Consider the following 23,356-nt stretch of genomic DNA (forward strand, 5'->3'; position numbering starts at 1 on the left):
CGCGGCTGCCCGGCTGCACGCGGCCGCGAGCCTCGCAAGGAGAACGACATGAACAGCACGCTGAACCCCGACAACGAACCGTCCGGCCCGGACGACGACAATGCCAGCCGCGGCCGCGACGGCCGCGCACTGGGGCCGAGCGACTCGTCCGACAGCGGCAGCGACACGGCGGGCGCGCGGCGTTACCCGTTCGACGTCGATTCGCCGCTCGACGATCACGCGCTCGAACGCGGCGATGCATCGCTCGACAGCGATACGGACCGTGCGGGCACCGGTGAGCGCGCGTCGGCGGACGGCGATTCGACGCTCGACGAAGGCATGGACATCAAGCCGGACCGCACCGAGCGCCTGAGCGAGCCCGGTCGCACGACGGAATCGAATGACCGGGACGAAGCGGGCGATGACGGCACGCCGTGACGCCCGGCACGCAAAAACTGCAATCGCATTGCAGAATCTCGCGTCCGGCAGCGGATCGACGTCGCGATGTGCGTTCGTCATCCATCGGCCACGACATCGGCACGCGACTTGCATTCGACCTGACCGACGCGCGCCGTGACACGGCATGGGGCCGTGCGCGGCGCAGGCGCGATCAAGGAGGGACACGATGCAACGACGATATCCCGGACGGCACGGCGAACGCGGTGGCCCGCCCGACTGGCAGGAGCGCAACGAACGCGCATACCGAGGCGCCGGCGAGCGCGGCATCCCCGACGATCCGGCGCGATGGCCCGAAGCGGGTGACGAGTCGGCGTACCGGCGCTTCGCGAGCGAGGACGTCGGTCCGGAAGACTGGGGCAGCGAATGGACCGAACGCGCGGCCCGGCCGGTCGGCCAGCGGCGCGGCGGGGCCGATGCGGGCTGGCAGGGCGACTTCCAGCGCGAGCCGGCGCGCGAGCCCGAACCCGGCTACGGCGAACGCGACCGCCGCGCGCAGGGCCGCGACTGGCGGGAAAGCCCGTACGGGGAAAGCCAGTACCGCGGCGTTCCCCCGGAATTTCGCGGGCAGCACCGGATGGGCGGGTACGACAGCGGCCGCGCCCGGGGTGATTCGCGCGACTATCCACGCTACGGCGGCGATGCCCCTGACCCGTCGCGGTTCGGCAGCGATGCCGAACGCGACGCGCTGCGCAATCGTCGCGGGCCGAAAGGCTATACGCGATCGGACGAACGGATCCGCGAAGATGTTTGCGAGCGGCTCGCGCATGCATTCGACATCGACGTGAGCGACGTCACGGTGCAGGTGCAGGACGGCCGCGTCGAACTGGACGGCACGGTGCCGGCGCGATGGATGAAGCACGGCATCGAGGATCTGGCCGACGGCTGCATGTGCGTGCGCGACGTCGAGAACCGCGTGCGGGTTCGCCGTGAGGGCGAGCACGAGCCGGGCATGGTGCTGCATCCCGACCAGCGGACCGTAACGCCGACGCAGCCGGCCGTGCTCGATCCCGAGCCGGGCACCGTCGGTCACGACCGCGAGCGCAAACCGCACCACTGAGCGGCCGTGCACGAAACGGTGCGCGCTGAACCGCCTCCCGCGCGTATGACGATGGGGACCGACGATACGCCGCGCGGGCGGTGCTCGTCATCGTCATCGGCAAGTACGCCGGCGGCTTCGTCACGTTCGCTATCGATGCGTCATGCACGGCCGTGTTCACGCGCCGGCGGATGCGTGACCGGCGGCGCGTGAACGCGGTGGAGGCCGAGTCGACCGCATGTGCCGTCGCGGCCGGCCTCCATGCTTGCCTGATCCAGCCCGCGGCAATGGCCGACCTGATCGCGGCGTTGCGCGACGTGCGCTTTCCTCTGGAGAAACCCATGCCGAACCCGACATCCGAAGCGCTGACCGGCCGCCGCGGCGGCAGCGCGTTCGTGGACCGCGCCGTCGCCGTCGCCGCGGTCGAACTGCTCCTGCCGAGCCTGTCGGCCGCGCTGCAGAGCGACTTCGTCGGCGACAGCGGCTGCCTGCACATCGTGATCATGGATCCCGCGCTCGGGCCTCACGACGCGGCGTTCGACGACGCGATCCTGTACGAGTTCTCGTTGCCCGACCCGAAGGACTGGGACGCCGACTATCGTGCCTATGCGCGCGCGAAGGCGCGGCTGTCGTGGGAAACGGGCCGAGACGGCCACGTCGTGCAGGCGCTGGAGCCGTACCGGCTGCGCGCGGGCGACACGAACCTGTGGGGCGGGGTCGCGCTCGGCGGGATCGTGGTCGGCGTGTCGGGCGCGCAACCGTGGTTCGACGAGGCATTCGCGGGCTGTATCGCGCATTGCCTGCGTGCGCTCGCGAAGCGCCGCGCGCAGGCGACGCCGGACGCGCTGGCGATCTGAGCGCGGCCGCCCTGGGCGGTTTTTACAGCAGCTTATAAAAAAGCCGGCGCGCGCGTGCCGGCGCGCGAGGCGGCACGGGCGCAGGCAAGCCGGCACGGTTCTCGCTGTATCTCCTGCATCGACGCTTGTCGCGACAAGCGTCACAGCCAGTCCGGATGCGTCCGGACGTTCGCAAGGAGGTGCAGGTGAACGACGTCAAACACGATTCCGCCGGAGCGCCGCTCGCCGGCCGCGTTGCGCTGGTGACCGGCGGCGGCCGTGGGCTCGGGGAAGCCATTTGCGAAGACCTTGCGCGGCACGGTGCGCACGTGATCGTCGCCGATCTCGACGGCGACCGTGCGGCCGCCGTCGCGCAGCGGCTCGAACGGCACGGCGGGCAGGCGGTCGGCCGGCCGCTCGACGTGCGCGACGAGGCGTCCGTGCTGCAGGTCGTGCACGACGCACGGGAAGCGCTCGGCGACCTCGACGTGATCGTCAACAACGCGGCGATCGACGTGACCGCGCCGATCGACGACGTGAGCGTCGACGCGTGGCGGCAGGTGCTGATGACGAACCTGCTCGGCCCCTACCTGATGTGCCACGCCGCCGTGCCGATGATGAAGGCGCGCGGCACCGGGCATATCGTCAACATCGCGTCGACCGCGTCGAAGCGCGCATGGCCGAATGCGTCCGCCTATCACGCGACGAAGTGGGGGCTGCTCGGCCTGTCGCATGCGCTGCATGCCGAACTGCGGCCGGCCGGCGTGAGCGTGTCGGCGATCGTCGCGGGCGGGATGCGCACGCCGTTCCTGCTCGACCGCTTCCCGGACATCGACGCGGACACGCTGCAGCCGGCCGAGAACGTCGCGGCCGCCGTGCGCTTCGTGCTGACGCAGCCCCCGGGCACCGTGGTGCCGGAAGTGATGGTGCTGCCGATGAAGGAGACGTCATGGCCGTGAAGCGCGAACGGCGGCTGCCGGGAGCCGTGCTGATCGACAAGGACGGCACGTTGCTCGACGACGTGCCCTACAACGTCGATCCGGCGCGGATGCGGCTTGCGCCGGGCGCGGCGCGCGCACTGCGCACGCTCGGTGCCACCGGCATGCCGATCGTGGTCGTTTCGAACCAGCCGGGCGTCGCGCTCGGCCGCTTTACCGAAAACGAGCTTGGCGCGGTCCGCCGGCGTCTCGCCGAACTGTTCGAAGCGAACGGCGCGACGCTGGCGGATTTTTTTTACTGCCCGCATCATCCGCGGGGCAGCGTGCCGGCTTATACGGTTGACTGCGTCTGCCGCAAGCCGCGCCCCGGCATGTTGCGTCGTGCGCTGGCCATGCTGGGCGCCGTGCCCGAATGGAGCTGGATGATCGGCGACATCCTCGACGACGTCGCGGCCGGGCGCGCCGCGCATTGCCGCACGATCCTCGTCGACTGCGGGCACGAGACCGAATGGCGCACCGACGCCGCGCGCACGCCGCACCATGTCGTCGATCGCGTCGACCTCGCCGCGGACATCGTCGTGCGCGAAGCCGTGCGGCGGCACGGCACGTGGGTGCGGCGATGAACACCGCGTGGCGTCGCGCGCGACGCATCCTGTGCGTGCGGCTCGACAGCGTCGGCGACGTGCTGATGACGACGCCCGCGTTGCGCGCGCTGAAGGAAAGCGGCGAGGGTCGCCGGCTCACGCTGCTGACGTCGCGCACGGGCGCCGCGCTGGCGGCGCACCTGCCGATGGTCGACGACGTATGGACCTACGATGCGCCGTGGGTCAAGCACCCCGACGTGCGCGGCGATCCGGTAGCCGATCTCGACATGATCGATCGGCTGCTGGCCGGCCGTTTCGACGCGGCCGTGATCTTCACCGTCTATAGCCAGAACCCGCTGCCCGCCGCCATGATGTGCTGGCTGGCGGGCATTCCGCTGCGGCTCGCGCATTGCCGCGAGAAGCCGTATGAACTCCTCACCGACCGCGTGCCGGAAAGCGAACCGGAATCGCACGTGCGGCACGAAGTGGCGCGGCAACTTGCGCTCGTGCGTGCGATCGGCGCCACGACGTCGAACTGGCGGATGGCGTTCGAGCCGGGCGATGCGGCGCGGCATGCGGTCAGTGCGCGGTTGGGGGCCACGTTGCAGCGCATCGGCGGCCTGCGTCGGCCGGGCGCGCCATCGGCGCGCTGGCTCGTCGTTCATCCGGGCGCGAGCGCGGCGTCGCGCCGCTGGCCGGCCGAGCGCTTCGGCGAGGTGGCCGCGAGCGTCGCGCCGCTGTTCGATGGCATCGCGGTGACGGGTAGCGAGAGCGAGCGCGCGCTGGTCGACACGGTATGCGCCCGCGCGGGCCCGCGCGCGGTGCCGTTGGCAGGCATGCTGTCGCTCGGCGAACTCGGCGCGCTGATCGAGACGGCCGACCTGCTGCTGTCGAACAATTCCGGCCCGGTGCATCTCGCGGCCGCGCTCGGCACGCCGGTGGTCGATCTCTATGCGCTGACCAATCCGCAGCACACGCCCTGGCGGGTGCCGCACCGGGTGCTGAACGTCGACGTGCCATGCCGCAACTGCTACCGCAGCGTGTGCGATCAACCCGGCCATCCGTGCCTGCGCGCGGTGAGCGTCGACGATGCCGTCGCAGCCGTGCACGCGCTGCTGCGCGGCCGCATGCGCCATGCGCGGCGGGTAGCGGTGCGGGCCGCCATGCAGGGCGACGGACTGGTCGACGCGAGCCCATCGAACGTGATTCCGTTCGCGCCCGCCATCACGAGGAGCTGACGCATGCCCGAACCGATCCATACGCTCGGCATCAACGCCGCCTTTCACGACAGTGCCGCGTGCCTCGTGCGCGACGGCGTCGTGATCGCGGCCGCCGAGGACGAACGCTTCACGCACGTGAAGCACGCGAAGCGCCCGGTACCGTTCTCGACCTGGGAGCTGCCCTACCATGCGATCGACTACTGTCTCGCGGAGGCCGGCATCGTGCTCGCGGACGTCGACCACGTCGCGTACTCATACGATCCGTGGTTCGAGCTCGACCGCGAAGCGGCCGAGCCGTCGCTGACCTTGCCGCTTGCGCCGTCGGCCCACGCGCCGCGCAACGGCGGCGCGTCGCCATGGCATCCGCTGTTCCTGTCGTCGATCGTGAACGCGCCGCGCCAGCTTGCGGGCGGTGTGCCGCATCATCTGCAGCGGCGTTTTCGCGGCGTCACGTACGACGGGCCGTTCCGCTGGCATTTCGTCGAGCATCATCTGGCGCACGAGGCGAGCGCATTTCTGGCGGCGCCTTTCGAGCGCTGCGCGGTGATGACGATGGACGGGCGCGGCGAGCGTGCGACGACCAGCTACGGCGCGTTCGACGGCCGCACGTACCGGCGGCTCGGCCAGGTGAACCTGCCGCATTCGCTCGGGTTGCTGTACGAACGCGTGACGCGCTACCTCGGCTTCCTGAACTCGTCCGACGAGTACAAGGTGATGGCGCTCGCGTCGTACGGCAAGCCGGTGTTCGCCGACGCGATGCGCGATCTGGTGCGCTACGACGGCGACGGGCGCTACGCGATCCTCGACGGCGACCTCGTCGCGCTGTTCGGCCCGCCGCGCGAACGCGGCGGCCCGATCGAGCCGCATCACTGCGACATCGCGCATGCGTTGCAGCTCGTTCTGGAGGAAACGACGTTGCAGGCAGTCGACTGGCTGGCCGCCGCGACCGGCGAGCGGCAGCTCGCGATGGCGGGCGGCGTCGCGCTGAACTGCGTGATGAACGCGAAGATCCGCGATCGCGGCCCGTTCGACGACGTGTGGGTGCAGCCCGCCGCCGGCGACGCCGGCACCGCGCTCGGCGCGGCGCTGTGGACCGACTTCCGGATGCGCGGCGAGCGCGGCGCATGGCGGATGGACCATGCGTATCTCGGGCCGTCATACGGCGACGACGCGATCGAGGCGTTCCTGAAGGACGCCCAGCTGCCGTACCGGCGGCTGGCCGACGTCGCCGCGCAAACGGCCGCGCTGCTCGCGGCGAACCGAGTGATCGGCTGGTTCCAGGGGCGCATGGAGTTCGGCCCGCGCGCGCTCGGCGCACGCTCGATCCTCGCGTCGCCGACCGACCCGGACATGCAGCGCAAGCTCAACAAGATCAAGGATCGCGAGGACTTTCGCCCGGTCGCGCCGGTCGTGCTCGAAAGCAAGGCGCATCACTGGTTCCGCGGCGGACGGCGCACGCCGCTGCGCGCGCCGTTCATGCTGTTCGTGTACGACGTCGCGCCCGGCGCCGAAGCGACGATTCCGGCCGTGCGCCATATCGACGGCACCGCGCGCGTGCAGACCGTCGACGAAGCACAGCATCCGCTGCTGCACGCGTTGCTGACGGAGTTCGACGCGCTCACCGGCGTACCGGTGCTCGTCAACACGTCGTTCAATACCCGCGGCGAACCGATCGTCTGCACGCCGCGCGACGCGCTCGAATGCTTCTGGACCTCGCCGCTCGACGCGCTCGTGATCGGCTCGTTCCTGCTGGAGAAACCGAGATGAACGCGCGCGACACGCAACGGCCGCCGGTCGTGTCGGTCGTCGTGCCGACCTACCGGCGGCCCGACCTGCTCGAGCGCTGCCTCGACGCGCTGTGCGCGCAGGTGTTCGACGCCACCGCCTACGAGATCGTCGTGGTCGACGACGATTCCGCCGGCAGCGCGCGGCCCGTCGTCGAGCGGTGCCGTGCGCGCGTGACCGACGTGCCGGCGATCCGCTACATGACCGCGCCCGCCACGCAGGGGCCGGCCGGTGCGCGCAACGTCGGCTGGCGCAGCGCGTGCGGCGCGCTGATCGCGTTCACCGACGACGACACGATTCCCGATCCGGCGTGGCTGCGCCACGGCACGGCCGCGTTGCTGGCCGAACCGTCCGCGTCCGCCGCAGCGGGCCGCATCGACGTGCCGTTGCGGCCGCACCCGACCGATTACGAACGCGATGCGGCCGGCCTCGCGCATGCGGAATTCGCGACCGCGAACTGCTTCGTGCGGCGCGCGGCGCTCGAACGTGTCGGCGGCTTCGACGAACGCTTCACGCGCGCATGGCGCGAGGACGCGGACCTGATGTTCGCGCTGCGCGAACACGCCGGGCCGATCGTCGACGCCGACGTGGCGTGCATCGTGCATCCGGTACGCCCCGCGCGCTGGGGCGCGAGCATCGGCCAGCAGTCGAAGGTCTACTTCGACGCGCTGCTGTACAAGAAGCACCGCGCGACCTACCGCCGCCATATCCGGCCGGCGCCGCCGTGGCACTACTACGCGGTGGTGCTCGCCGCGCTCGGCGCGATCGCGTGCTTCGCGGCCGGGTGGCCGGCGCCGGGCACGGCATGCGCGGCGGCCTGGGCCGTGATTACCGCCGCGTTCTGCGTGAAGCGCTTGCGCGGCACGCAACTCACGCCGTCGCACGTTGCCGAGATGATCGTCACGTCCATCGCGATTCCGCCCGTGTCGCTGTACTGGCGCATGCGCGGCGCGCTTCATTTCCGGGTCCTGTTCCTATGACGACCGAACCTGCCGATTTCGAGCGCGTGCCGCGCCCGGCGCGCATCGCGGTGTTCCGTGCGCTGCAGCTCGGCGACATGCTGTGCGCGGTGCCCGCGTTGCGCGCGCTGCGGCGCGGCGAACCCGACGCGCGGATCACGCTGATCGGGCTGCCGTGGGCGCGTGAGTTTGCTTCGCGCTTCTCGGGCTACATCGACGGTTTCATCGCGTTTCCCGGTGCGCCGGGACTCGGCGAACAACCGGTGCCCGACGCAGCCGCCCGTGAAGCGTTCGTCGCCGAGTGCCGTGCGAGGGATTTCGACCTTGCAATCCAGCTGCACGGCAGCGGCACGTGCACCAACGCGATCGTCGCGTCGCTCGGGGCAACGCGCACGGCCGGTTTCGTGCCGGCCGACGGTGGCGCGACCCGGCTCGACCACACGCTCGCATGGCGGGACGACGAGCCTGAAGTCACGCGTTACCTGGCGCTGATGCGCGCGCTCGGCTATGCAGAGTGCGGCGACTACCTCGAATTTCCGCTCGGCGGCCTGGATCATGCGCTGTGGCACGTGCTGTGCGACGAGCATGCGCTCGATCCGGAGCGCTACGTGATCGTGCATCCCGGTGCGCGGATGGCGTCGCGACGCTGGCCGGTCGAGCGCTTCGCGCTCGCCGCACGACAGCTCGCCGACGACGGCTGGCAGATCGTGTTGACCGGCACGCGCGCGGAACTGGCGCTGGCCGATGCGTTCGCCGAGCATCTCGCGCGGCCCTGCGTGAACCTGTGCGGCCGTACGCCGCTCGGCGCGCTTGCCGCGCTGATCGGACGCGCACGGCTGCTGCTGTGCAACGACACGGGCGTGTCGCACGTCGCGGCGGCGCTCGGCACGCCGAGCGTGGTCGTCGCGTGCGGCAGCGACACGGCCCGCTGGGCGCCGCTCGACGGCGCGCGCCATCGCGTGCTCGCGAACTATCCGGCGTGCCGGCCGTGCATGTTCGACACGTGCCCGTACGGGCACGAATGCGCGATGGCGATCGGCGTCGGCGACGTGATCGAGCGGGCAGGCGAACTGCTTGCGGAGGAGAGACGTCATGTCACGTAAGCGGCTGCGCGTGCTGACCTGGCACGTGCATGGCAACTACCTGTATTACCTGTCGCAGGCGCCGCACGATTTTTTCATCGTGACGAAGCCGCACCATCCGCCCGGCTATGCTGGCCGCGTCGGGCACCTGCCTTGGGGCGACAACGTGCACGAGGTGCCGGCGGAGTGCGTGCGCGACACCGCATTCGACTGCGTGCTGTACCAGCATCAGCGCCATTACGAGCACGACCGCATGCTGCTGCTGAGCGATGACCAGCGTGCGTTGCCGACCCTGTTCGTCGAGCACGATCCGCCGCGCGAGCATCCGACCGATACGCTGCATCCGGTGCAGGATCCGAACGTCCTGCTGGTGCACGTGACGCCGTTCAACGCGTTGATGTGGGACAACGGCGTGACGCCGACGCGTGTGATCGAGCATGGCGTGCTGATGCCCGACAACGTCGAATATCGCGGGACGTTGCCGAAAGGCGTGACGGTCGTGAACAACCTGGCGCGCCGGGGCCGTCGCCTGGGCGCCGACCTGTTCGAGGCGGTGCGTCACAGCGTGCCGCTCGAACTGGTCGGGATGGGCTCGACCGAGCTGGGCGGCATCGGCGAGGTGCCGAACCCGGCACTGCCGCACTTCCTGTCGCACTACCGGTTCTTCTTCAATCCGATCCGCTATACGAGCCTCGGGCTCGCGGTGATCGAGGCGATGATGATCGGGATGCCGATCGTCGCGCTCGCGACGACCGAGATGGCGCTGCTCGTCCGGAGCGGCCGCAACGGCATGGCCGATACGCGGCCGGCCGTGCTGGTCGATGCGATGCGCATGCTGATCCGCGATCCCGAGCTCGCACGCGAGTGGGGCGCCGCCGCGCGGCGCGACGCGTGCGAGCGCTTCGGCATCGAGCGGTTCGTGCGCGACTGGGACGCCGCGTTGCACGACGTCGCGACGTGAGTCGCACGCGTGGCGCGCGGGCTCAGGGAGCCGGTGCGTCGGGTGGGTTCGGCACGTTCGGCACGTTCGACGAGCCGGTTCCGCGAAACGCATCCCGTTCGTGCTCGGGCAGCAGCGCGAGCCGGTTGTAGAGCGTCTTCAGGCTGATACCGAGCGCTTTTGCGGTGCGCGGCTTGTCGCCGTTGAAATGCCGCAGCGATGCGACGATGAAGCGCTGCTGCGTGTGCGCGAGCGTCGTGCCGATGTGCAGCGTGATCGCGTTGTGACGATATTCGTCGCGCGGTGGCGCACGGCGCGGCAACTGCAGTTCGATCTGCTCGTCGGCGAGGATGAACGCGCGCTCGAGCGTATTGCGCAGCTCACGCACGTTGCCGGGCCACGTATAGGCGCGCAGTGCCTTCATCGCCTGCGTGGACAGCCGTTTTCTCGTGCGGTGCCGCGCATTCAGCCGTTCGACGATCTGCAGCGCGATATCGTCGACGTCGTCCTCGCGCTGCCGGAGCGCGGGCACGTGCAGCGCGACCGTCGCGATCCGGTAGAACAGGTCTTCGCGCAACCGGCCGCTACGCACGGCCTCGACCGGGTCGTGATGGGTCGCGGCGACGATACGCACGTCGAGCGGGATCGACTCGTGGCCGCCGACCCGCACGATCGTGTTCGACTCGAGCGTGCGCAGCAGCTTGACCTGCAGCTCGGCCGGCATCTCGGCGATCTCGTCGAGAAACAGCGTGCCGCCGCGCGCGGCCTCGAACATGCCGACATGCTGGGCAACCGCGCCGGTGAAACTGCCTTTCTCGTGACCGAACAGATGCGATTCCGCAATGTCGTGAGGAATCGCGCCGCAATTGACGGGAACGAACGGCCCGCGGCGGCGTGGGCTCATGTCGTGCAGGAGCCGTGCGACGATGTCCTTGCCCGCGCCGCTTTCGCCGACGATCAGCACGCCGACGCGCGTCGCGGCCACGCGCGACACCTTCAACAACAGGGTCTGGATCGTACGCGAGCGGCCGAAGAGCCGCGCGCCGTCATCGACTGATTTCGACATGGTGTGTTATCGAACGGGAAGATTTGACCGGATGCGTCGAGACCAGGTGAAAAAATGACGTGGCATGCGTCACGTTTTCGGTATCGAGAATACCTTTTATACCGACGGTGAGACATTGAATCTGGCAATGCGGGCCGCGCGGCCGGATAGATTTATTCGATCGACGGGAAATGAGCAACACCATTCTTCTATACTGCTAAGCGTTGCATCCCGGGCAGGAACGCTTGTCCATCCGATCATGCGCAGCGCGGCGCGTGCCGCCACGAAACGAGGCGAGTACATTGCGCTGCGCGTCCGTCGCGGTTCCGGCCATGCATGTGTCGGGCCGCATCACGAGGAGCTTCGATGCCCTACGTCCTGATCGTCGAAGACGATGCCGATACACGCACCATGCTTGCGACGCTCGCACGCACTCAGCAACTGGCCTGCGATACGGCTGCGACGCTCGAAGAAGCGCGCACGCTCGTGTCGACGCATACCCCCGATCTCGTGCTGTGCGATCTCGTGCTGCCGGACGGCAACGGGATGGATCTCTTCGATGCGTTGCCGAAGCGCGCGCACTGCGAAATGGTGCTGACCACCGGCCACGCGAGCCTCGAAACCGCGATCGACGCGTTGCGGCGTGGCGCGACCGACTACCTGGTGAAGCCGCTGAACATGCAGCGGCTGAACAGCATCTTCGCGCGCGTGCCGCGCACCACCGCGCTGCATGAAGAGATTGCCGAGCTGCGCTCGGAACTGCAGCGCCTCGGGCGCTTCGGCCGCATGCTCGGCAGCTCGCCCGCGATGCAGACCGTCTACGACGCGATCGGCCGGGTCGCACGCACCGAAGCATCGGTGCTGCTGACGGGCGAATCGGGCACCGGGAAGGAGCTGGCCGCGCAGACCGTGCACGACCTGAGCCTGCGCCGGCGCGGCCCGTTCCTCGCGGTGAACTGCGGCGCGATCGCCGCGAACCTGGTCGAAAGCGAGATGTTCGGCCACGACCGCGGCAGCTTCACGGGCGCGGAGCGCCAGCACAAGGGCTTTTTCGAACGCGCGGACGGCGGCACGCTGTTTCTCGACGAGATCACCGAGATGCCGCTCGAGTCACAGGTCAAGCTGCTGCGCGTGCTCGAAACGGGGCGCCTCACGCGGCTCGGCTCGACGCGCGAGATCGACGTCGACGTGCGCATCGTCGCGGCGACCAACCGCGATCCGGAAGCCGCGATGGCCGACGGCAAGCTGCGGCCCGACCTGTTCCACCGGATCAACGTGTTCCCGATTCCGCTGCCGTCGCTGCGCGAGCGCGGCGACGACATCCCGATGCTCGCCGAGGCGTTCCTGCAGCGCTACAACGAGGAAAGCGGCCGCACATTGCGTTTCTCGGCGGCCGCGCGCGACGCGCTGAAGACTTATGCGTGGCCCGGCAACGTGCGCGAGCTGCGCAACTTCGTGCAACGCGCGAGCATCTTCAGCGACGCGGACGTGATCGACACGCTGCCGCCGCCGATCATGGACGAATTGTCGAGCATGGTCGATTCGCATGAAGATCGCGTCACGGTGCCGTTCGGCACACCGCTCGACGAAGTCGACCGCAAGCTGATCCTCGGCACGATCGCGCAATGCGGCGGCGTGAAGGCGCAGGCGGCCGAGGTGCTCGACGTCAGCCTGAAGACGATCTACAACCGGCTCGCGCAACTGGATGACGATGCGGGAAAACCGGATTCCTGATGGTGCCGCCGCGCTCATGCTCCGTCGCACGCATCCCGACGCGCATCGCGCTCGAGCCGGCGGCGCATCCGTTCCACGTGCGGCGGGATCGCACGGCGCTCCCGCAGGATCCACGCCAGGCCCGCGAACGTGCGCGCCAGCGTGCGCTCGCGCCACAGGCGCGGCAGCAGCCGCACGGTCTGCCGCAGCGCGGCCGGGGCCGGCCACCTGAGCCAGGCCGTCCATACCGCGTTGCGGGCGGTGACGCGGCTGCGCGTGAGCGAGTCGCGCTGCGTCGACGGGTGATGATGGACCGTCAGGCGCGGCGCATAGACGAGCCACTCACCGGCGCGGTACAGGTCGAGCGCGAGCAGCGCTTCCTCGCCACCGAGAAAGTAGCGCGGATGGTAGCCGCCTGCCTTCACGAACGCGTCGCGCCGGAACGCCGTCGCGCCGGCCAGCAAGCCGAGGATCGGGCGGCCGGGCAGTGTCACGGGCGCATCGAGCGGGCTGTCGGCCATCAGGCGGCACGTCGGGTCTTCACGCTGGTCGGCGCCGACGAGCACGCGTGCGGTGACGGCCGCGACGTGCGGATGCGCGTCGAGCAGGTTCGCCGCTTGCTCGATGGAACCGGGTGCCCACCACGTGTCGTCGTCGCAGAACGCGACGTGGCGCGTGCGGGCGACGGCGACGCCGAGGTTGCGGCCGGCCGCGCCGAGATTGGCGGGCGCATGCACGAGTATGACGTGCGGGAAGCGGTGGCGGATCAGGGCGGCGGTGTCGGCTTGCGCCGCATTGTCGACGACGACGATGGCGGGCCGGTCGGGCAGCGACGAGAGCCGCGCCAGCGTGTGCGCGAGACCGGTCGGCCGTCTGAACGTCAGCACGATGGCGGTCACGCGCGGTTCGGCCGGCGGCAGAACGTTGTGCGCGGGTGTTACGCGAACGTGACGTCGCATTCGAGCCGCCAGTATGTTTCGGGTTCACGGAGGTCGGCGCGCATATGAGGCTCGAGCAACGCAACCTGACTCGCGTAGGTGTCGACCGCGGCGGTTTTGGCGGCGATGTCTTGCGCGTGGTCGCCGGCCGGCGCGCCGTCCGGATGGGCGATCCAGCCGCGCTCGCGCCAGCCGATCACCCGAGCGGCCATCAGCCCCGCGATCCGGCGGTACGGTACGTCCTCGTAGAAGCGCCACCGGCGCGCCGCGTCGTGCGACGCGCGTGCGCGATCCAGCAGCGACAGCGCGGCTTGCTGCACCTGCAGATGGTCGCGGTGGAACAGGCCCGCCGGCGCGAGGACGCCGAACCTGGCATGGGCGTCGATCTCCGTCGCCACGCGCGCGGCAATCTCGGGCGATGCGGCGGGCATGCCGTATTGATCGTCGAGAAAGTCGAGCCAGACCGGCCGCGCGTCGAGGTGGGCGAGTGCGCGACGGTCCTCGTCGCGGCGCGCGTGCATGGCTTCGTCGGCGCGATCGAAGCCCGCGCGCCGATCCCACGGCGGTGCCGGCGTATCGCGCGGGGGAATGCCGGCGAACACGGTGACGACGATCGAACCGGGTGCTGCCGCGAGCAGGCGCCCGCAACTGAAGACGCCGTCGTCCAGATGCGGCGAGATAACGAGCCAGCGTGTCGGCGCATGCGTCATGAGGTGATCTCCGTGGGTGGGTGGCCAGCCGGGCGGCGTCACGGGCGAGCAGGCATCGTGCCCGGCCGTCGTTTGCCGAACGCGCCCGGACGCTCGACGCAGGAGCGTGCCCGATGATTGAAATGGCCCGACCGCGCGCCGGCAATTACGTCATGGCCACGATGCTGGTCGCGATCGCGACCGTGCTGCAGGCGCTCGCGATCCGTTTCGGCGGCGTGAACCTGCCGTTCGTGCTGTTCTACCCGTTGCTCGCGGCCGCGGCCTGGGCGACGTCGTTCCTGTTCGGCATCGTGTCGACCGTGGCCAGCGGCATCCTCGTGTGGACGTTGTTCCTGTCCGATCCGGCGGCCTATACGGCGCCGCTCTCGGGCCGGCTCGTCCAGCTCGGCACGTTCGTGCTGGTCGGCGTGCTGGTGTGCGCGCTCGCGGCGATGCTGCGCCATACGCGGATCACGAACGATCATGCGCGCCGGCGCGAGGCGGCCGCGCGGCAGCGGCTCGAAGCCGTGTTGCAGGCACTGCCGCACGGTGTGATCGCGGCCGACGCGAACGGGCGGCTCACCTACCTCAACGCGGCCGCGGCCGAGCTCGTCGGCTGCCGGCCGGAAGACGCGACGGGGCGGCCCGCGCGCGACGTGCTGCGGATCGTCGACCACGAGGGCCGCCGCGTGCCGACGACCCCGCTCGAACGCGCGCTCGGCGGCGCCCATGCGACGTCCGACCGGCACTGGCTGCAGGCGGGGGAGGGCGGCGATCCGGTACCGGTCGTCGAAGCGGCGTCGCCGCTCGGCGACGTGCACGGCAACATCGACGGCGCGGTGATGATCGTGCGCGACGCCAGCGCGGACCGCGCGCGGGTCGATGCGTCGCGGCTTCAGCAGGCGGTCGTCGACGCATCGCCCGACGCGATCGTCGGCGTCGACGGCGAGGGCCGTATCATCAGCTGGAACCCGGCCGCGCAGCGGATTTTCGGCTACGACGAAGACGACGCACGCGGCCGTTCGCTCGAGACCCTGGTCGCGATGCGCTGGCTGCGGCGCAACCCGTTCGCCGAATCGCTCGATAGCCTGGTCGACGCGGTCGGGCCGTTCGAACTGCTGTGCGTCCGGCGCGACGGCCGGCGGTTTCGCGCGACCGTGTCGGCGCGCCGGTTGCGCGGCGACGTGCGCGCGACGCTGTCGCTGTCCCTGACGCTGCACGAGACCGGTGCGCGGCGCCGGCATGATCTGCGCGCGAAGCGGTCGCTGCAGGGTGCGTGCGATGCGCGCGACCAGGCCGACACGTCGAACCGGTTGAAGGACGAGTTGCTGGCCACGGTGTCGCACGAACTGCGCACGCCGCTGAACGTGATCTACGGTTGGGTCGAGGTGCTGCGCAATTCGGTCGACCACGCGCTGCAGCGTCAGGCGATCGATGCGATCGACCGCAGCGCGCGCTCGCTCACGCGGATGGTCGGCGACATTCTCGACGCGTCGTCGCTCGCGACCGGCAAGCTGCGGCTCGACGCGGCGCCGGTCGACATCGCGCGGCTGTTCTCCGACTCGGTCGGCACGTTCCAGACGGCCGCGTCGTCGGCCGGCGTCATGCTCGAATTCGCTTGCGGGTCCAGCACGTTCGTCGTGTCCGGCGACGCCGAACGGTTGCGGCAGATGCTGTCGAACCTCGTGTCGAACGCGCTCAAGTTCACGCCGGGCGGCGGCAGCGTGCACGTCGGGCTCGCGCGCAACGACACGCACGCGGTGTTGACCGTGGCCGATACGGGGCAGGGGGTCGCGCCCGAGTTCGTGCCGTACGTTTTCGACATGTTCCGTCGCGCGGACGAATCGCCCGCGTCGTCGCGACGCGGGCTCGGCCTGGGGCTGTCGATCGTGCGGCATATCGCGGAGCTGCACGGCGGCACCGTGACGGCCGAAAGCGCGGGCCGCAATCTCGGCTCGACGTTCACGGTGCGGTTGCCGGCCGACTGGCAACCGGCCGGCGCGATGGCGTGGGGGTTCGCGCAGGCAGGCGATCGTCCCGCGTCACTCGGGCTCGCCATGCAGCGGATCCTGATCGTCGACGACGATGCGACGACGCGCGCGAGCCTGACGGCCGCGCTGACGACGTTCGGCGCGGCCGTCACGGTCGCGTCGTCGGGCCGCGAAGCGCTCGCGATGGCCGCCGCCCTGCAGCCTACCGTCGTGCTGTCCGATCTGGCGATGCCGGACGGAGACGGCTTCTGGTTGCTCGATGCGCTCCGGCACGGCGCCGGCGACGGCCACGGCAACGGCGACACGCGGAACCTGCGCGTGCTCGCCGTCACCGCGCACGCGGGGCTGGCGGACGAGCGCCGAGCCCTCGAGGCCGGCTTCGACGGCTATCTCTGCAAGCCGGTCGACGTGCGCGAACTGGCGCACAAGATCATGCACGTGACGAAGCGCGACGACTGACGGACGTCGCGCGCCGAATGCGCCGGCGTCGTCACTGCGCCGGTGCCGGGCGGCGCGGCATATCGACCTGCGCGAGCAGGTGCGACGCGATCTGCGTGCTGCGAACGAGATCGCCGGGCAGATGAAGCGCGGCCTGCCGATGAATGAAGTACCGCACGGTACGCGCGAGCCCGGTGGCGAGCGGCGTGGTCGCGCGCCAGTCGAGGCGCCGCTGCGCGGCATCGAGGTTCGGCCGCCGCTGGCGCGGATCGTCGGACGGCAGCGGCCGGAACTCGATGGCGACCGTCGCGCCGACGATCCGCACGACTTCGCGCGCGATGTCGAGCATCGCGATTTCGGCGTCGCTGCCGAGATTGACCGGCTCGCTCGCGTCGCCCGGCTCGTCCATCAGCCGGATCAGCGCGTCGACCATGTCGTCCACGTAACAGAACGAGCGCGTCTGCCTGCCGTCGCCGTAGACGGTCAACGGCGCGTCGGCAAGTGCCTGCGTGATGAAGTTCGACACGACGCGGCCGTCGGCCGGATGCATGCGCGGGCCGTACGTGTTGAAGATGCGCGCGATCCGCACGTCGACGCCGTACTGGCGGTGATAGTCCATGAACAGCGTTTCCGCGCAGCGCTTGCCTTCGTCGTAGCAGGCGCGCACGCCGACCGGGTTCACGCGGCCGCAGTATTGCTCGTGTTGCGGATGGACGTCGGGGTCGCCGTACACCTCGCTCGTGGACGCCTGCAGGATGCGCGCCTTCACGCGCTTGGCGAGACCGAGCAGGTTGATCGCGCCGTGCACGCTCGTCTTGGTCGTCTGGACCGGGTCGCGCTGGTAGTGGACGGGCGACGCGGGGCACGCGAGGTTGTAGATCTCGTCGACTTCGACGTAGAGCGGAAACGTCACGTCGTGCCGCATCAGCTCGAAGGTCGGCGCGTCGAGCAGGTGCGCGATGTTGTCCTTCGCGCCCGTGTAGAAATTGTCGACGCACAGCACGTCGTGGCCGTCCGACACGAGGCGTTCGCACAGATGCGAGCCGAGGAAGCCGGCGCCGCCGGCGACGAGCACGCGTTTGCGATCATGGCCCTTCATCATGCGTTCTCCTTGCGATGGGCGAGCGCGCCTTGTGTGATCGAGACGGGCGTGCGGTGACCGGTGCCGGCCGACGCGCCGGCGCGTCGTGGGCGGGCGACGTCGCGATAGATGTCGACGAGCCGGTCGGCCACGCCTTTCCATGTGTAGAAACGATGCGCGCGCAGGTAGCCGGCGCGTCCCAGCGCCGCGCAGAGCTCGGGCTGCGCGCGCAGCTGGACGAGCCGCGCGGCCAGCGCGGCGGGATCGCGCGGGGGGACGAGATAGCCGGTCGTGCCATCGTCCACCGTCGTGCGGATGCCGCCGACGTTGCTGCCGATCACCGGCGTCGCGCAGGCCATGGCCTCGACCGGTGTGATGCCGAACGGCTCGTACCACGGGGTCGTGACGAACACGTCGGCCGCGCTGTAGTACAGGTGCAGCGTGTCGCGGTCGCGCCGGCCGACGAAGGTCACGCGATTGGCGATCCCGAGGTCGTGCGCCAGCCCGGCGAGGCGGGCGAGTTCCGGGTCGCGGGCCGGGTCGGGCGTGGCCTGGCTGCCGCCGACGATATAAAGGTGGGTCGGCCGTCGCGGGTCGCGCGGCATGCGGGCCAGCGCGTCGATCACCGTGTCGATGCCTTTGCGCGGCACGAGGCGGCCGAGCTGCAGCACGACGAACGCATCCTGCGGCCAGCCGAGCTGCGCGCGCGCGTCGATGCGCGGCGTCGGCCTGAGTTCCCGCACGTCGAAACCGCACGGCACGATCTCGATGCGCGCGGCGTCGGCGCGATAGTGCGTCGTCAGGTCGAGCGCATCCTGCGGGCATTCGGCGATCACGCGGTCCGAGCGGCGCGCGAGCGTGTCCTCGATCGCGAAGCGCGCATCGGGGAAGCCGTCGGCGTCGCCCTGATGGAGCCGGCGCACGCGGCCGAGTGCATGAAAGGTCGTGACGAGCGGGATGCCGAGCTGCCGCTTCACGCGCAATGCCGCGTCGCCCGACATGAAGAAATTCGCGTGCATCACGTCGACCGGGTCGGCTTCGCGTCGCATGCGCGCGACCATGCCGTCCGCAAACGCGACCATGTACGGCAGCAGCCGCTCCTTGGGCACGTCGGTCGGTGGTCCGGCCGGTACGTGGATCACGCGCATGCGCGTGCCGATCGGCACGACTTCCGGCAGGTGCGGATTGTCGCAGCGCGTATAGACGTCGACGTCGAGGCCGCGCTCGGCCAGTTGCTTCGCGACGTTCGCGACATAGATGTTCTGCCCGCCGGCATCGACGCCGCCGATCACCCCCAGCGGCGATGCATGCTCACTGATCAACGCGATTCTTTGCATGGTGTTGCTCCCGGTATCGGGGCCGCGTGGATGGGCCACCGTTGCCTGTGGATCGGCAAGCGTCATACCCGGTGCGTTGCCCGCGGAACCCCCCGTCGGGATACCGAAAAAATTACAACGGGTTGGATGAAAGGGCGTCTGATCGGGAGAACCCGCGACGGCGCCGCACCGGCGGCGCGGCACGCGACTTGCGCTGTCCCGTTCACCTGCCGGCAATCCCGGCTCGACGAAAGGAGGTCACGATGAAGGCATTTCCACTGCAAGCCCGTTCCCGGAGGTTCCGTCGTCGCAACGCGATGCGCGCCGGCATGGCGATCGCGATCGCCGCCACCACGGCGTGCGCGGTGATCGCGCCGAACGCGTTCGCCGCCGGCGACGACAGTGCCGCGTCGACGTCGTCGTCGTCGCATTCGACGACCGGCACGAAGATCCGCGACGCGACGATCACGACCAAGGCGAAGGCCGAGCTGGTCGGGACGAACGGCCTGTCGTCCGGCGACATCCACGTGAAGACGCGGCGCGGCATCGTGACGCTCACCGGCAGCGTGCCCGAGGAGGCGCAACGCACGCAGGCCGTCAGCGTCGTGAAGCAGGTCGACGGCGTACAGGACGTGCGCGATCAGTTGACGATCCGGGCCAAGTGACCGCGGCCGCGCCGCACAAGGAGTCCAGCCATGAACTGCATGCTCAAACCGGTCGGCGAGCAGACGATCGTGATCACCGGCGCGACGAGCGGAATCGGTCTCGTCACCGCGCGCAAGGCCGCGCGCCGCGGCGCGAAGCTGGTGCTGTTCGCGCGGAATGAAGCCGCGCTCAATACGTTGTGCGAGGAGCTTCGCCAGCATGGCGATCTCGCGGTGGCGGTCGCGGGCGACGTCGGCAATCTCGAGGATCTGCAGCGCGCGGCCGCGAAGGCGGTCGAGACCTACGGCGGTTTCGACACGTGGATCAACAATGCGGGTGTATCGATCTTCGGCCCCGCTTCCGCGGTGCCGCTCGACGACCAGCGCAAGCTGTTCGACACCAACTACTGGGGCGTCGTGCACGGCTCGCTCGTGGCGGCTGACCACTTCCGGCGCAAGAACGACTTTCACGGCGGCGCGATCATCAACATGGGCAGCGAGGCGTCCGACGCGCCGGTGCCGTTGCAGAGCGCGTATGCGGCGTCGAAACATGCGGTGAAGGGCTTTACGGATTCGCTGCGGCTCGAGATGGAGGGTGACCATCTGCCGGTGTCCGTGACGTTGATCAAGCCGGCCGCGATCGACACGATGTTCGTGATGCACGCGAAAAACTACATGAACGTCGAGGCGAAGCTGCCGCCGCCGATCTACGACCCGGAACTGGTGGCCGACGCGATCCTGTTCGCGGCCGCGCATCCGCGCCGCACGCTGTTCGTGGGCGGCGCGGCGAAGTTCACGTCGGCGAGCGCGTATCACGCGCCGCGCCTGTTCGATCGCATCGCGTCGCGGCTGTTCTGGCGCAGCCAGCGCACGGATCGTCCCGCCCGCCCGCGCGACGACAACGCGCTGTACGAGCCGCGCCATGCACTGCACGAGCGCGAAGGCATGGACGGGCCCGTGCTGCGCGGTTGCGCCTACAACACGGTGGTTCAGCGGCCGAAGGTGGCGGGGGCGGTCGCCCTCGGCGCGGCGGCGCTGGTAGTCGCCGCGCTGGCGCGTGCGCGCCGCGCGTCGACGTGATTTCGTTCATCTCCAAGGAGACTTTCATGACATCCCGACAACATACGGGCCACGAGTACAGCCACTCTCGCGCGCACGAAGGCGAGCGCGTGCAGCAGGACCATGACAAGGGTGGCCACCAGGGCGGCCACGGCAAGGCGCCGAGCCCGATCGACGTGCAGAAGGCCCTGAAGGGCATGGACTATCCGGCCAGCAAGTCGGCGGTCATCGAGTGCGCGGAACGCTCGCATGCGGACCCCGGCGTGATCGACATGCTTCGCCGCATTCCCGATCGCGAATACGGCACGCCGGCCTCGGTGTCGAAGGAACTCGGACGGCTGATGTGAGCGCCGCCCCGTCGCGCCGCGTGCGGTTGCACGCGGCGCCACCACCGTCACGAGGAGCACGACCATGGCGATGATCGTCGCAGGCCGCTTCACGACGTTCGACGAAGCGGAAGGTGGGGCGCGTCACCTGTACGAGCGCGCGTTCGGTTCGGACGACGTATCGATCTTCTTCCTGAATCCGGGCGGACAGCATGCGCGCTTTCCGATCGGCGGCGACGTCTATGCCGATACGGCGGCGAAGCCGGGCGGGCGCGGCGCGATGATCGGCGCGATCCGCGGGGTGGTGATCGGCATCGTCGTGGGGCTGCTCGTCTATGCGATCGGCGTGCGCTACTGGTTCGTTCCGGCCGCCGCCGCGCTGGCCGGCGCGTATCTCGGCGCATTCGGCGGCGCGCTGGGCCGCATGCGCGGCGAGCCGGCCGAGGGCAAGGGCACGCTCGCGCGGAGCGAAACCGGCGTGATCCTCGCGGTGCGCGTGGCGCCCGACACCGCGACTACCGCGGAAGACGTGCTGCGCGCGACCGGGGCGTCGTCGATCGAGCGGGTCGAGGGCGACTGGCAGGACGGCGAGTGGCGTGACTTCGATCCGGTACGCCGGCCCGGCGAGCCCGCATCGGGCACCAGTCAACACTGAATTTTTTACGCCCGGTCGCAGCGTTGCACGCGCGATGACGGCGCCGCCGTGCGCGGCACGCCGCTTGCGAGCGATCGATGACACCGTTCAGGGAGGAACGAACCCATGACTACTGCACAGACACCGCCGCCTCAGAAGCAGGACCACCAGCCGGGCACCGAGCGCGACATGCATCCGCAGCCGCGCGACGAGGCGGCCGACTACGTCGGCAGCGGCAAGCTCGCCGGCAAGGTCGCGCTCGTGACGGGCGGCGACAGCGGGATCGGCCGCGCGGTCGCAATCGGCTTCGCGAAGGAAGGGGCGGACGTCGCGATCGTCTACCTGAACGAGTCGGACGACGCCGCGCATACGAAGCAGTTGATCGAGCAGGCCGGCCGGCGTTGCGAGGCGATCAGGTGCGACGTCGGCGATCGCCGGCAGGCGCACGACGCGGTGGCGCGCACGGTCGAGCGGCTCGGGCGGCTCGACGTGCTCGTGAACAACGCGGGCGAACAGCATCCGCGCCCGGGCATCGAGGACGTGACCGAGGAACAGCTCGAACGCACGTTCCGCACGAACGTGTACGGGATGTTCTTCTGCACGCAGGCCGCGCTGCCGCACATGAAGCACGGCGGACGCATCGTCAACACCGCGTCGGTGACCGCGTATCACGGCAATCCGAAACTGCCCGACTACTCGGCGACCAAGGGCGCGATCGTCGCATTCACGCGGTCGCTGTCGGCGGAGCTGGCCGAACGCGACATCCGCGTCAACGCGGTCGCGCCCGGACCGATCTGGACGCCGCTGATTCCGTCGACGTTCACCGCCGAGCAGGTCGCGAAGTTCGGCGCGAACGTGCCGCTCAAGCGGCCGGGGCAGCCGGACGAACTGATCGGCTGCTACGTGCTGCTCGCGTCGGAAGGCGCGAGCTACATGACCGGGCAGACGCTGCACCCGAACGGTGGCTCGATCGTCGGCGGCTGACGGCCGTCTCTCGCCAAATGCAAGGAGGAAGCCCATGAAACGACCCAACTGGACGATCGCGGTGTTCGCCGCGGCCGTGCTCGCCGCCGGCGGGTTCGCCCGCGCGCAGATGCCGAGCGAGCCGCCCGCATCGAATTCGCATGTGCCGGGCGGCGTGATCAACCCGTCGTCGGGCGCGGGCGACGCGATGATCGCGAAAGCGCCGCAAGGCGGCGACGCGGAATTCGTCGACAAGGCCGCCATCGCCGGCAAGGCCGAAGTGCAGGCGAGCCAGCTCGCGCTGAGGCAGGCGCAGTCGCCGGATGTGCGCGCATTCGCGCAGCGCATGGTGGCCGATCACGGCAAGGCGAACGCGCGCTTGAACGAGATCGCCGCGCGCCAGGGCATGAAGCCGCAGGTCGAACAGATCCAGGATCCCGACGTCGACGCGCTGCGCGGCAAGCACGGCCGTGATTTCGACGTCGCGTACGTCGCGGCGGTCGGCCCGGAGGCGCACCGCAAGGCCGTCGCGCTGTTCGAAGGCGAGGCGCGCAACGGGCGGGACCCGCAATTGCGTGAGTTCGCGAGCACCACGCTGCCGACGCTGCGGCATCACCTGAGCATGGCGCAGGCGCTCGAACGCAAGGTGGGCACGCACTGACGCGTGCCCGTTCAACCCCGGGCCGCGCGTGCGGCCCGTC

Annotated in this window: 23 protein-coding genes; 18 read left to right on the forward strand and 5 right to left on the reverse strand. The window is 69.9% G+C overall.

The window, feature by feature from the left end; all coding sequences use genetic code 11:
* The first annotated feature begins 48 nt into the window (after positions 1 to 48).
* The 10 genes from C5O79_RS13990 to C5O79_RS14035 all read left to right on the forward strand — a co-directional run bounded on the left by C5O79_RS13990 (position 49) and on the right by C5O79_RS14035 (position 9,839).
* Entirely contained in the window at positions 49 to 417 is a 369-nt protein-coding gene (locus tag C5O79_RS13990; protein WP_046546435.1) for a hypothetical protein, read from the forward strand.
* Between the two features lie 187 nt (positions 418 to 604).
* On the forward strand, positions 605 to 1,495 hold the full coding sequence (locus C5O79_RS13995) for a BON domain-containing protein (RefSeq protein ID WP_122478524.1): 891 nt from the start codon (positions 605 to 607) through the stop codon (positions 1,493 to 1,495).
* Positions 1,496 to 1,815: 320 nt separating this feature from the next.
* Positions 1,816 to 2,331, forward strand: coding sequence for a hypothetical protein (locus C5O79_RS14000; protein ID WP_122479066.1), 516 nt, complete (start codon positions 1,816 to 1,818; stop codon positions 2,329 to 2,331).
* A gap of 155 nt (positions 2,332 to 2,486) precedes the next feature.
* Entirely contained in the window at positions 2,487 to 3,269 is a 783-nt protein-coding gene (locus C5O79_RS14005; protein WP_046546438.1) for an SDR family oxidoreductase, read from the forward strand.
* Positions 3,260 to 3,871 (forward strand): HAD-IIIA family hydrolase, encoded by a 612-nt coding sequence (locus C5O79_RS14010; RefSeq protein ID WP_122478526.1) that lies wholly within the window; start codon positions 3,260 to 3,262, stop codon positions 3,869 to 3,871. The genes C5O79_RS14005 and C5O79_RS14010 overlap by 10 nt, the downstream gene beginning before the upstream one ends.
* Positions 3,868 to 5,070, forward strand: coding sequence for a glycosyltransferase family 9 protein (locus tag C5O79_RS14015; RefSeq protein WP_122479068.1), 1,203 nt, complete (start codon positions 3,868 to 3,870; stop codon positions 5,068 to 5,070). The genes C5O79_RS14010 and C5O79_RS14015 overlap by 4 nt, the downstream gene beginning before the upstream one ends.
* A 3-nt stretch (positions 5,071 to 5,073) precedes the next feature.
* The gene (locus tag C5O79_RS14020) at positions 5,074 to 6,819 is read left to right on the forward strand and encodes a carbamoyltransferase C-terminal domain-containing protein (protein ID WP_122478528.1); all 1,746 of its coding nucleotides are present in this window, start codon (positions 5,074 to 5,076) and stop codon (positions 6,817 to 6,819) included.
* Positions 6,816 to 7,817, forward strand: coding sequence for a glycosyltransferase (locus C5O79_RS14025; protein ID WP_122478530.1), 1,002 nt, complete (start codon positions 6,816 to 6,818; stop codon positions 7,815 to 7,817). The genes C5O79_RS14020 and C5O79_RS14025 overlap by 4 nt, the downstream gene beginning before the upstream one ends.
* Positions 7,814 to 8,899, forward strand: coding sequence for a glycosyltransferase family 9 protein (locus C5O79_RS14030; RefSeq protein WP_047852983.1), 1,086 nt, complete (start codon positions 7,814 to 7,816; stop codon positions 8,897 to 8,899). Before C5O79_RS14025 ends, C5O79_RS14030 begins: the two co-directional genes overlap by 4 nt.
* Complete coding sequence (locus C5O79_RS14035; protein WP_047852982.1) at positions 8,889 to 9,839, forward strand: glycosyltransferase; 951 nt, start codon at positions 8,889 to 8,891, stop codon at positions 9,837 to 9,839. Before C5O79_RS14030 ends, C5O79_RS14035 begins: the two co-directional genes overlap by 11 nt.
* Before the next feature lie 22 nt (positions 9,840 to 9,861).
* Here the strand turns inward: C5O79_RS14035 and C5O79_RS14040 are convergent, their stop codons facing one another.
* Positions 9,862 to 10,884, reverse strand: coding sequence for a sigma-54 dependent transcriptional regulator (locus C5O79_RS14040; RefSeq protein ID WP_046546444.1), 1,023 nt, complete (start codon positions 10,882 to 10,884; stop codon positions 9,862 to 9,864).
* 345 nt (positions 10,885 to 11,229) lie between these two features.
* Between C5O79_RS14040 and C5O79_RS14045 the strand changes: the two genes are divergently transcribed.
* Entirely contained in the window at positions 11,230 to 12,597 is a 1,368-nt protein-coding gene (locus C5O79_RS14045; protein WP_047852980.1) for a sigma-54 dependent transcriptional regulator, read from the forward strand.
* A gap of 14 nt (positions 12,598 to 12,611) precedes the next feature.
* Here C5O79_RS14045 and C5O79_RS14050 read toward each other — a convergent pair whose 3' ends face one another.
* Entirely contained in the window at positions 12,612 to 13,535 is a 924-nt protein-coding gene (locus tag C5O79_RS14050) for a glycosyltransferase family 2 protein (protein ID WP_122478534.1), read from the reverse strand.
* Positions 13,514 to 14,224, reverse strand: a complete 711-nt coding sequence (locus C5O79_RS14055; protein WP_122478536.1) for a PIG-L family deacetylase — start codon at positions 14,222 to 14,224, stop codon at positions 13,514 to 13,516. The genes C5O79_RS14050 and C5O79_RS14055 overlap by 22 nt, the downstream gene beginning before the upstream one ends.
* A gap of 113 nt (positions 14,225 to 14,337) precedes the next feature.
* Between C5O79_RS14055 and C5O79_RS14060 the strand changes: the two genes are divergently transcribed.
* Positions 14,338 to 16,653: a PAS domain-containing protein gene (locus tag C5O79_RS14060; RefSeq protein WP_122478538.1), complete on the forward strand. Its 2,316-nt coding sequence runs from the start codon at positions 14,338 to 14,340 to the stop codon at positions 16,651 to 16,653.
* 31 nt (positions 16,654 to 16,684) lie between these two features.
* On the opposite strand, the gene C5O79_RS14065 is transcribed toward C5O79_RS14060, so the two are convergent.
* A complete protein-coding gene (locus C5O79_RS14065; protein WP_122479070.1) occupies positions 16,685 to 17,731 on the reverse strand; it encodes a UDP-glucuronic acid decarboxylase family protein in 1,047 nt (348 codons plus the stop codon).
* On the reverse strand, positions 17,731 to 19,050 hold the full coding sequence (locus tag C5O79_RS14070) for a glycosyltransferase family 1 protein (protein WP_046546449.1): 1,320 nt from the start codon (positions 19,048 to 19,050) through the stop codon (positions 17,731 to 17,733). The genes C5O79_RS14065 and C5O79_RS14070 overlap by 1 nt, the downstream gene beginning before the upstream one ends.
* Before the next feature lie 242 nt (positions 19,051 to 19,292).
* Here C5O79_RS14070 and C5O79_RS14075 point away from each other — a divergent pair, with 242 nt between their 5' ends.
* The 6 genes from C5O79_RS14075 to C5O79_RS14100 all read left to right on the forward strand — a co-directional run bounded on the left by C5O79_RS14075 (position 19,293) and on the right by C5O79_RS14100 (position 23,316).
* Positions 19,293 to 19,694: a BON domain-containing protein gene (locus tag C5O79_RS14075; protein ID WP_122478541.1), complete on the forward strand. Its 402-nt coding sequence runs from the start codon at positions 19,293 to 19,295 to the stop codon at positions 19,692 to 19,694.
* A 30-nt stretch (positions 19,695 to 19,724) separates the two neighbouring features.
* A complete protein-coding gene (locus C5O79_RS14080) occupies positions 19,725 to 20,753 on the forward strand; it encodes an SDR family oxidoreductase (protein ID WP_046546450.1) in 1,029 nt (342 codons plus the stop codon).
* 26 nt (positions 20,754 to 20,779) lie between these two features.
* The gene (locus C5O79_RS14085) at positions 20,780 to 21,079 is read left to right on the forward strand and encodes a DUF2795 domain-containing protein (protein WP_046546451.1); all 300 of its coding nucleotides are present in this window, start codon (positions 20,780 to 20,782) and stop codon (positions 21,077 to 21,079) included.
* 64 nt (positions 21,080 to 21,143) lie between these two features.
* The gene (locus C5O79_RS14090) at positions 21,144 to 21,713 is read left to right on the forward strand and encodes a hypothetical protein (RefSeq protein ID WP_122478542.1); all 570 of its coding nucleotides are present in this window, start codon (positions 21,144 to 21,146) and stop codon (positions 21,711 to 21,713) included.
* A gap of 105 nt (positions 21,714 to 21,818) precedes the next feature.
* On the forward strand, positions 21,819 to 22,676 hold the full coding sequence (locus C5O79_RS14095) for an SDR family oxidoreductase (protein ID WP_046546453.1): 858 nt from the start codon (positions 21,819 to 21,821) through the stop codon (positions 22,674 to 22,676).
* Positions 22,677 to 22,710: 34 nt separating this feature from the next.
* The gene (locus C5O79_RS14100; protein ID WP_046546454.1) at positions 22,711 to 23,316 is read left to right on the forward strand and encodes a DUF4142 domain-containing protein; all 606 of its coding nucleotides are present in this window, start codon (positions 22,711 to 22,713) and stop codon (positions 23,314 to 23,316) included.
* Positions 23,317 to 23,356: the final 40 nt, after the last annotated feature.

The sequence above is a fragment of the Burkholderia sp. SRS-25 genome (assembly GCF_004343765.1).
Classification (GTDB): domain Bacteria; phylum Pseudomonadota; class Gammaproteobacteria; order Burkholderiales; family Burkholderiaceae; genus Burkholderia; species Burkholderia contaminans.

Coding starts and splice junctions, on each gene's coding strand:
- C5O79_RS13990 (WP_046546435.1), top strand. CDS start 49: ATGAACAGCACGCTGAACCCCGACAACGAACCGTCCGGCCCGGACGAC.
- C5O79_RS13995 (WP_122478524.1), top strand. CDS start 605: ATGCAACGACGATATCCCGGACGGCACGGCGAACGCGGTGGCCCGCCC.
- C5O79_RS14000 (WP_122479066.1), top strand. CDS start 1,816: ATGCCGAACCCGACATCCGAAGCGCTGACCGGCCGCCGCGGCGGCAGC.
- C5O79_RS14005 (WP_046546438.1), top strand. CDS start 2,487: ATGCGTCCGGACGTTCGCAAGGAGGTGCAGGTGAACGACGTCAAACAC.
- C5O79_RS14010 (WP_122478526.1), top strand. CDS start 3,260: ATGGCCGTGAAGCGCGAACGGCGGCTGCCGGGAGCCGTGCTGATCGAC.
- C5O79_RS14015 (WP_122479068.1), top strand. CDS start 3,868: ATGAACACCGCGTGGCGTCGCGCGCGACGCATCCTGTGCGTGCGGCTC.
- C5O79_RS14020 (WP_122478528.1), top strand. CDS start 5,074: ATGCCCGAACCGATCCATACGCTCGGCATCAACGCCGCCTTTCACGAC.
- C5O79_RS14025 (WP_122478530.1), top strand. CDS start 6,816: ATGAACGCGCGCGACACGCAACGGCCGCCGGTCGTGTCGGTCGTCGTG.
- C5O79_RS14030 (WP_047852983.1), top strand. CDS start 7,814: ATGACGACCGAACCTGCCGATTTCGAGCGCGTGCCGCGCCCGGCGCGC.
- C5O79_RS14035 (WP_047852982.1), top strand. CDS start 8,889: ATGTCACGTAAGCGGCTGCGCGTGCTGACCTGGCACGTGCATGGCAAC.
- C5O79_RS14040 (WP_046546444.1), bottom strand. CDS start 10,884: ATGTCGAAATCAGTCGATGACGGCGCGCGGCTCTTCGGCCGCTCGCGT.
- C5O79_RS14045 (WP_047852980.1), top strand. CDS start 11,230: ATGCCCTACGTCCTGATCGTCGAAGACGATGCCGATACACGCACCATG.
- C5O79_RS14050 (WP_122478534.1), bottom strand. CDS start 13,535: ATGCGACGTCACGTTCGCGTAACACCCGCGCACAACGTTCTGCCGCCG.
- C5O79_RS14055 (WP_122478536.1), bottom strand. CDS start 14,224: ATGACGCATGCGCCGACACGCTGGCTCGTTATCTCGCCGCATCTGGAC.
- C5O79_RS14060 (WP_122478538.1), top strand. CDS start 14,338: ATGATTGAAATGGCCCGACCGCGCGCCGGCAATTACGTCATGGCCACG.
- C5O79_RS14065 (WP_122479070.1), bottom strand. CDS start 17,731: ATGAAGGGCCATGATCGCAAACGCGTGCTCGTCGCCGGCGGCGCCGGC.
- C5O79_RS14070 (WP_046546449.1), bottom strand. CDS start 19,050: ATGCAAAGAATCGCGTTGATCAGTGAGCATGCATCGCCGCTGGGGGTG.
- C5O79_RS14075 (WP_122478541.1), top strand. CDS start 19,293: ATGAAGGCATTTCCACTGCAAGCCCGTTCCCGGAGGTTCCGTCGTCGC.
- C5O79_RS14080 (WP_046546450.1), top strand. CDS start 19,725: ATGAACTGCATGCTCAAACCGGTCGGCGAGCAGACGATCGTGATCACC.
- C5O79_RS14085 (WP_046546451.1), top strand. CDS start 20,780: ATGACATCCCGACAACATACGGGCCACGAGTACAGCCACTCTCGCGCG.
- C5O79_RS14090 (WP_122478542.1), top strand. CDS start 21,144: ATGGCGATGATCGTCGCAGGCCGCTTCACGACGTTCGACGAAGCGGAA.
- C5O79_RS14095 (WP_046546453.1), top strand. CDS start 21,819: ATGACTACTGCACAGACACCGCCGCCTCAGAAGCAGGACCACCAGCCG.
- C5O79_RS14100 (WP_046546454.1), top strand. CDS start 22,711: ATGAAACGACCCAACTGGACGATCGCGGTGTTCGCCGCGGCCGTGCTC.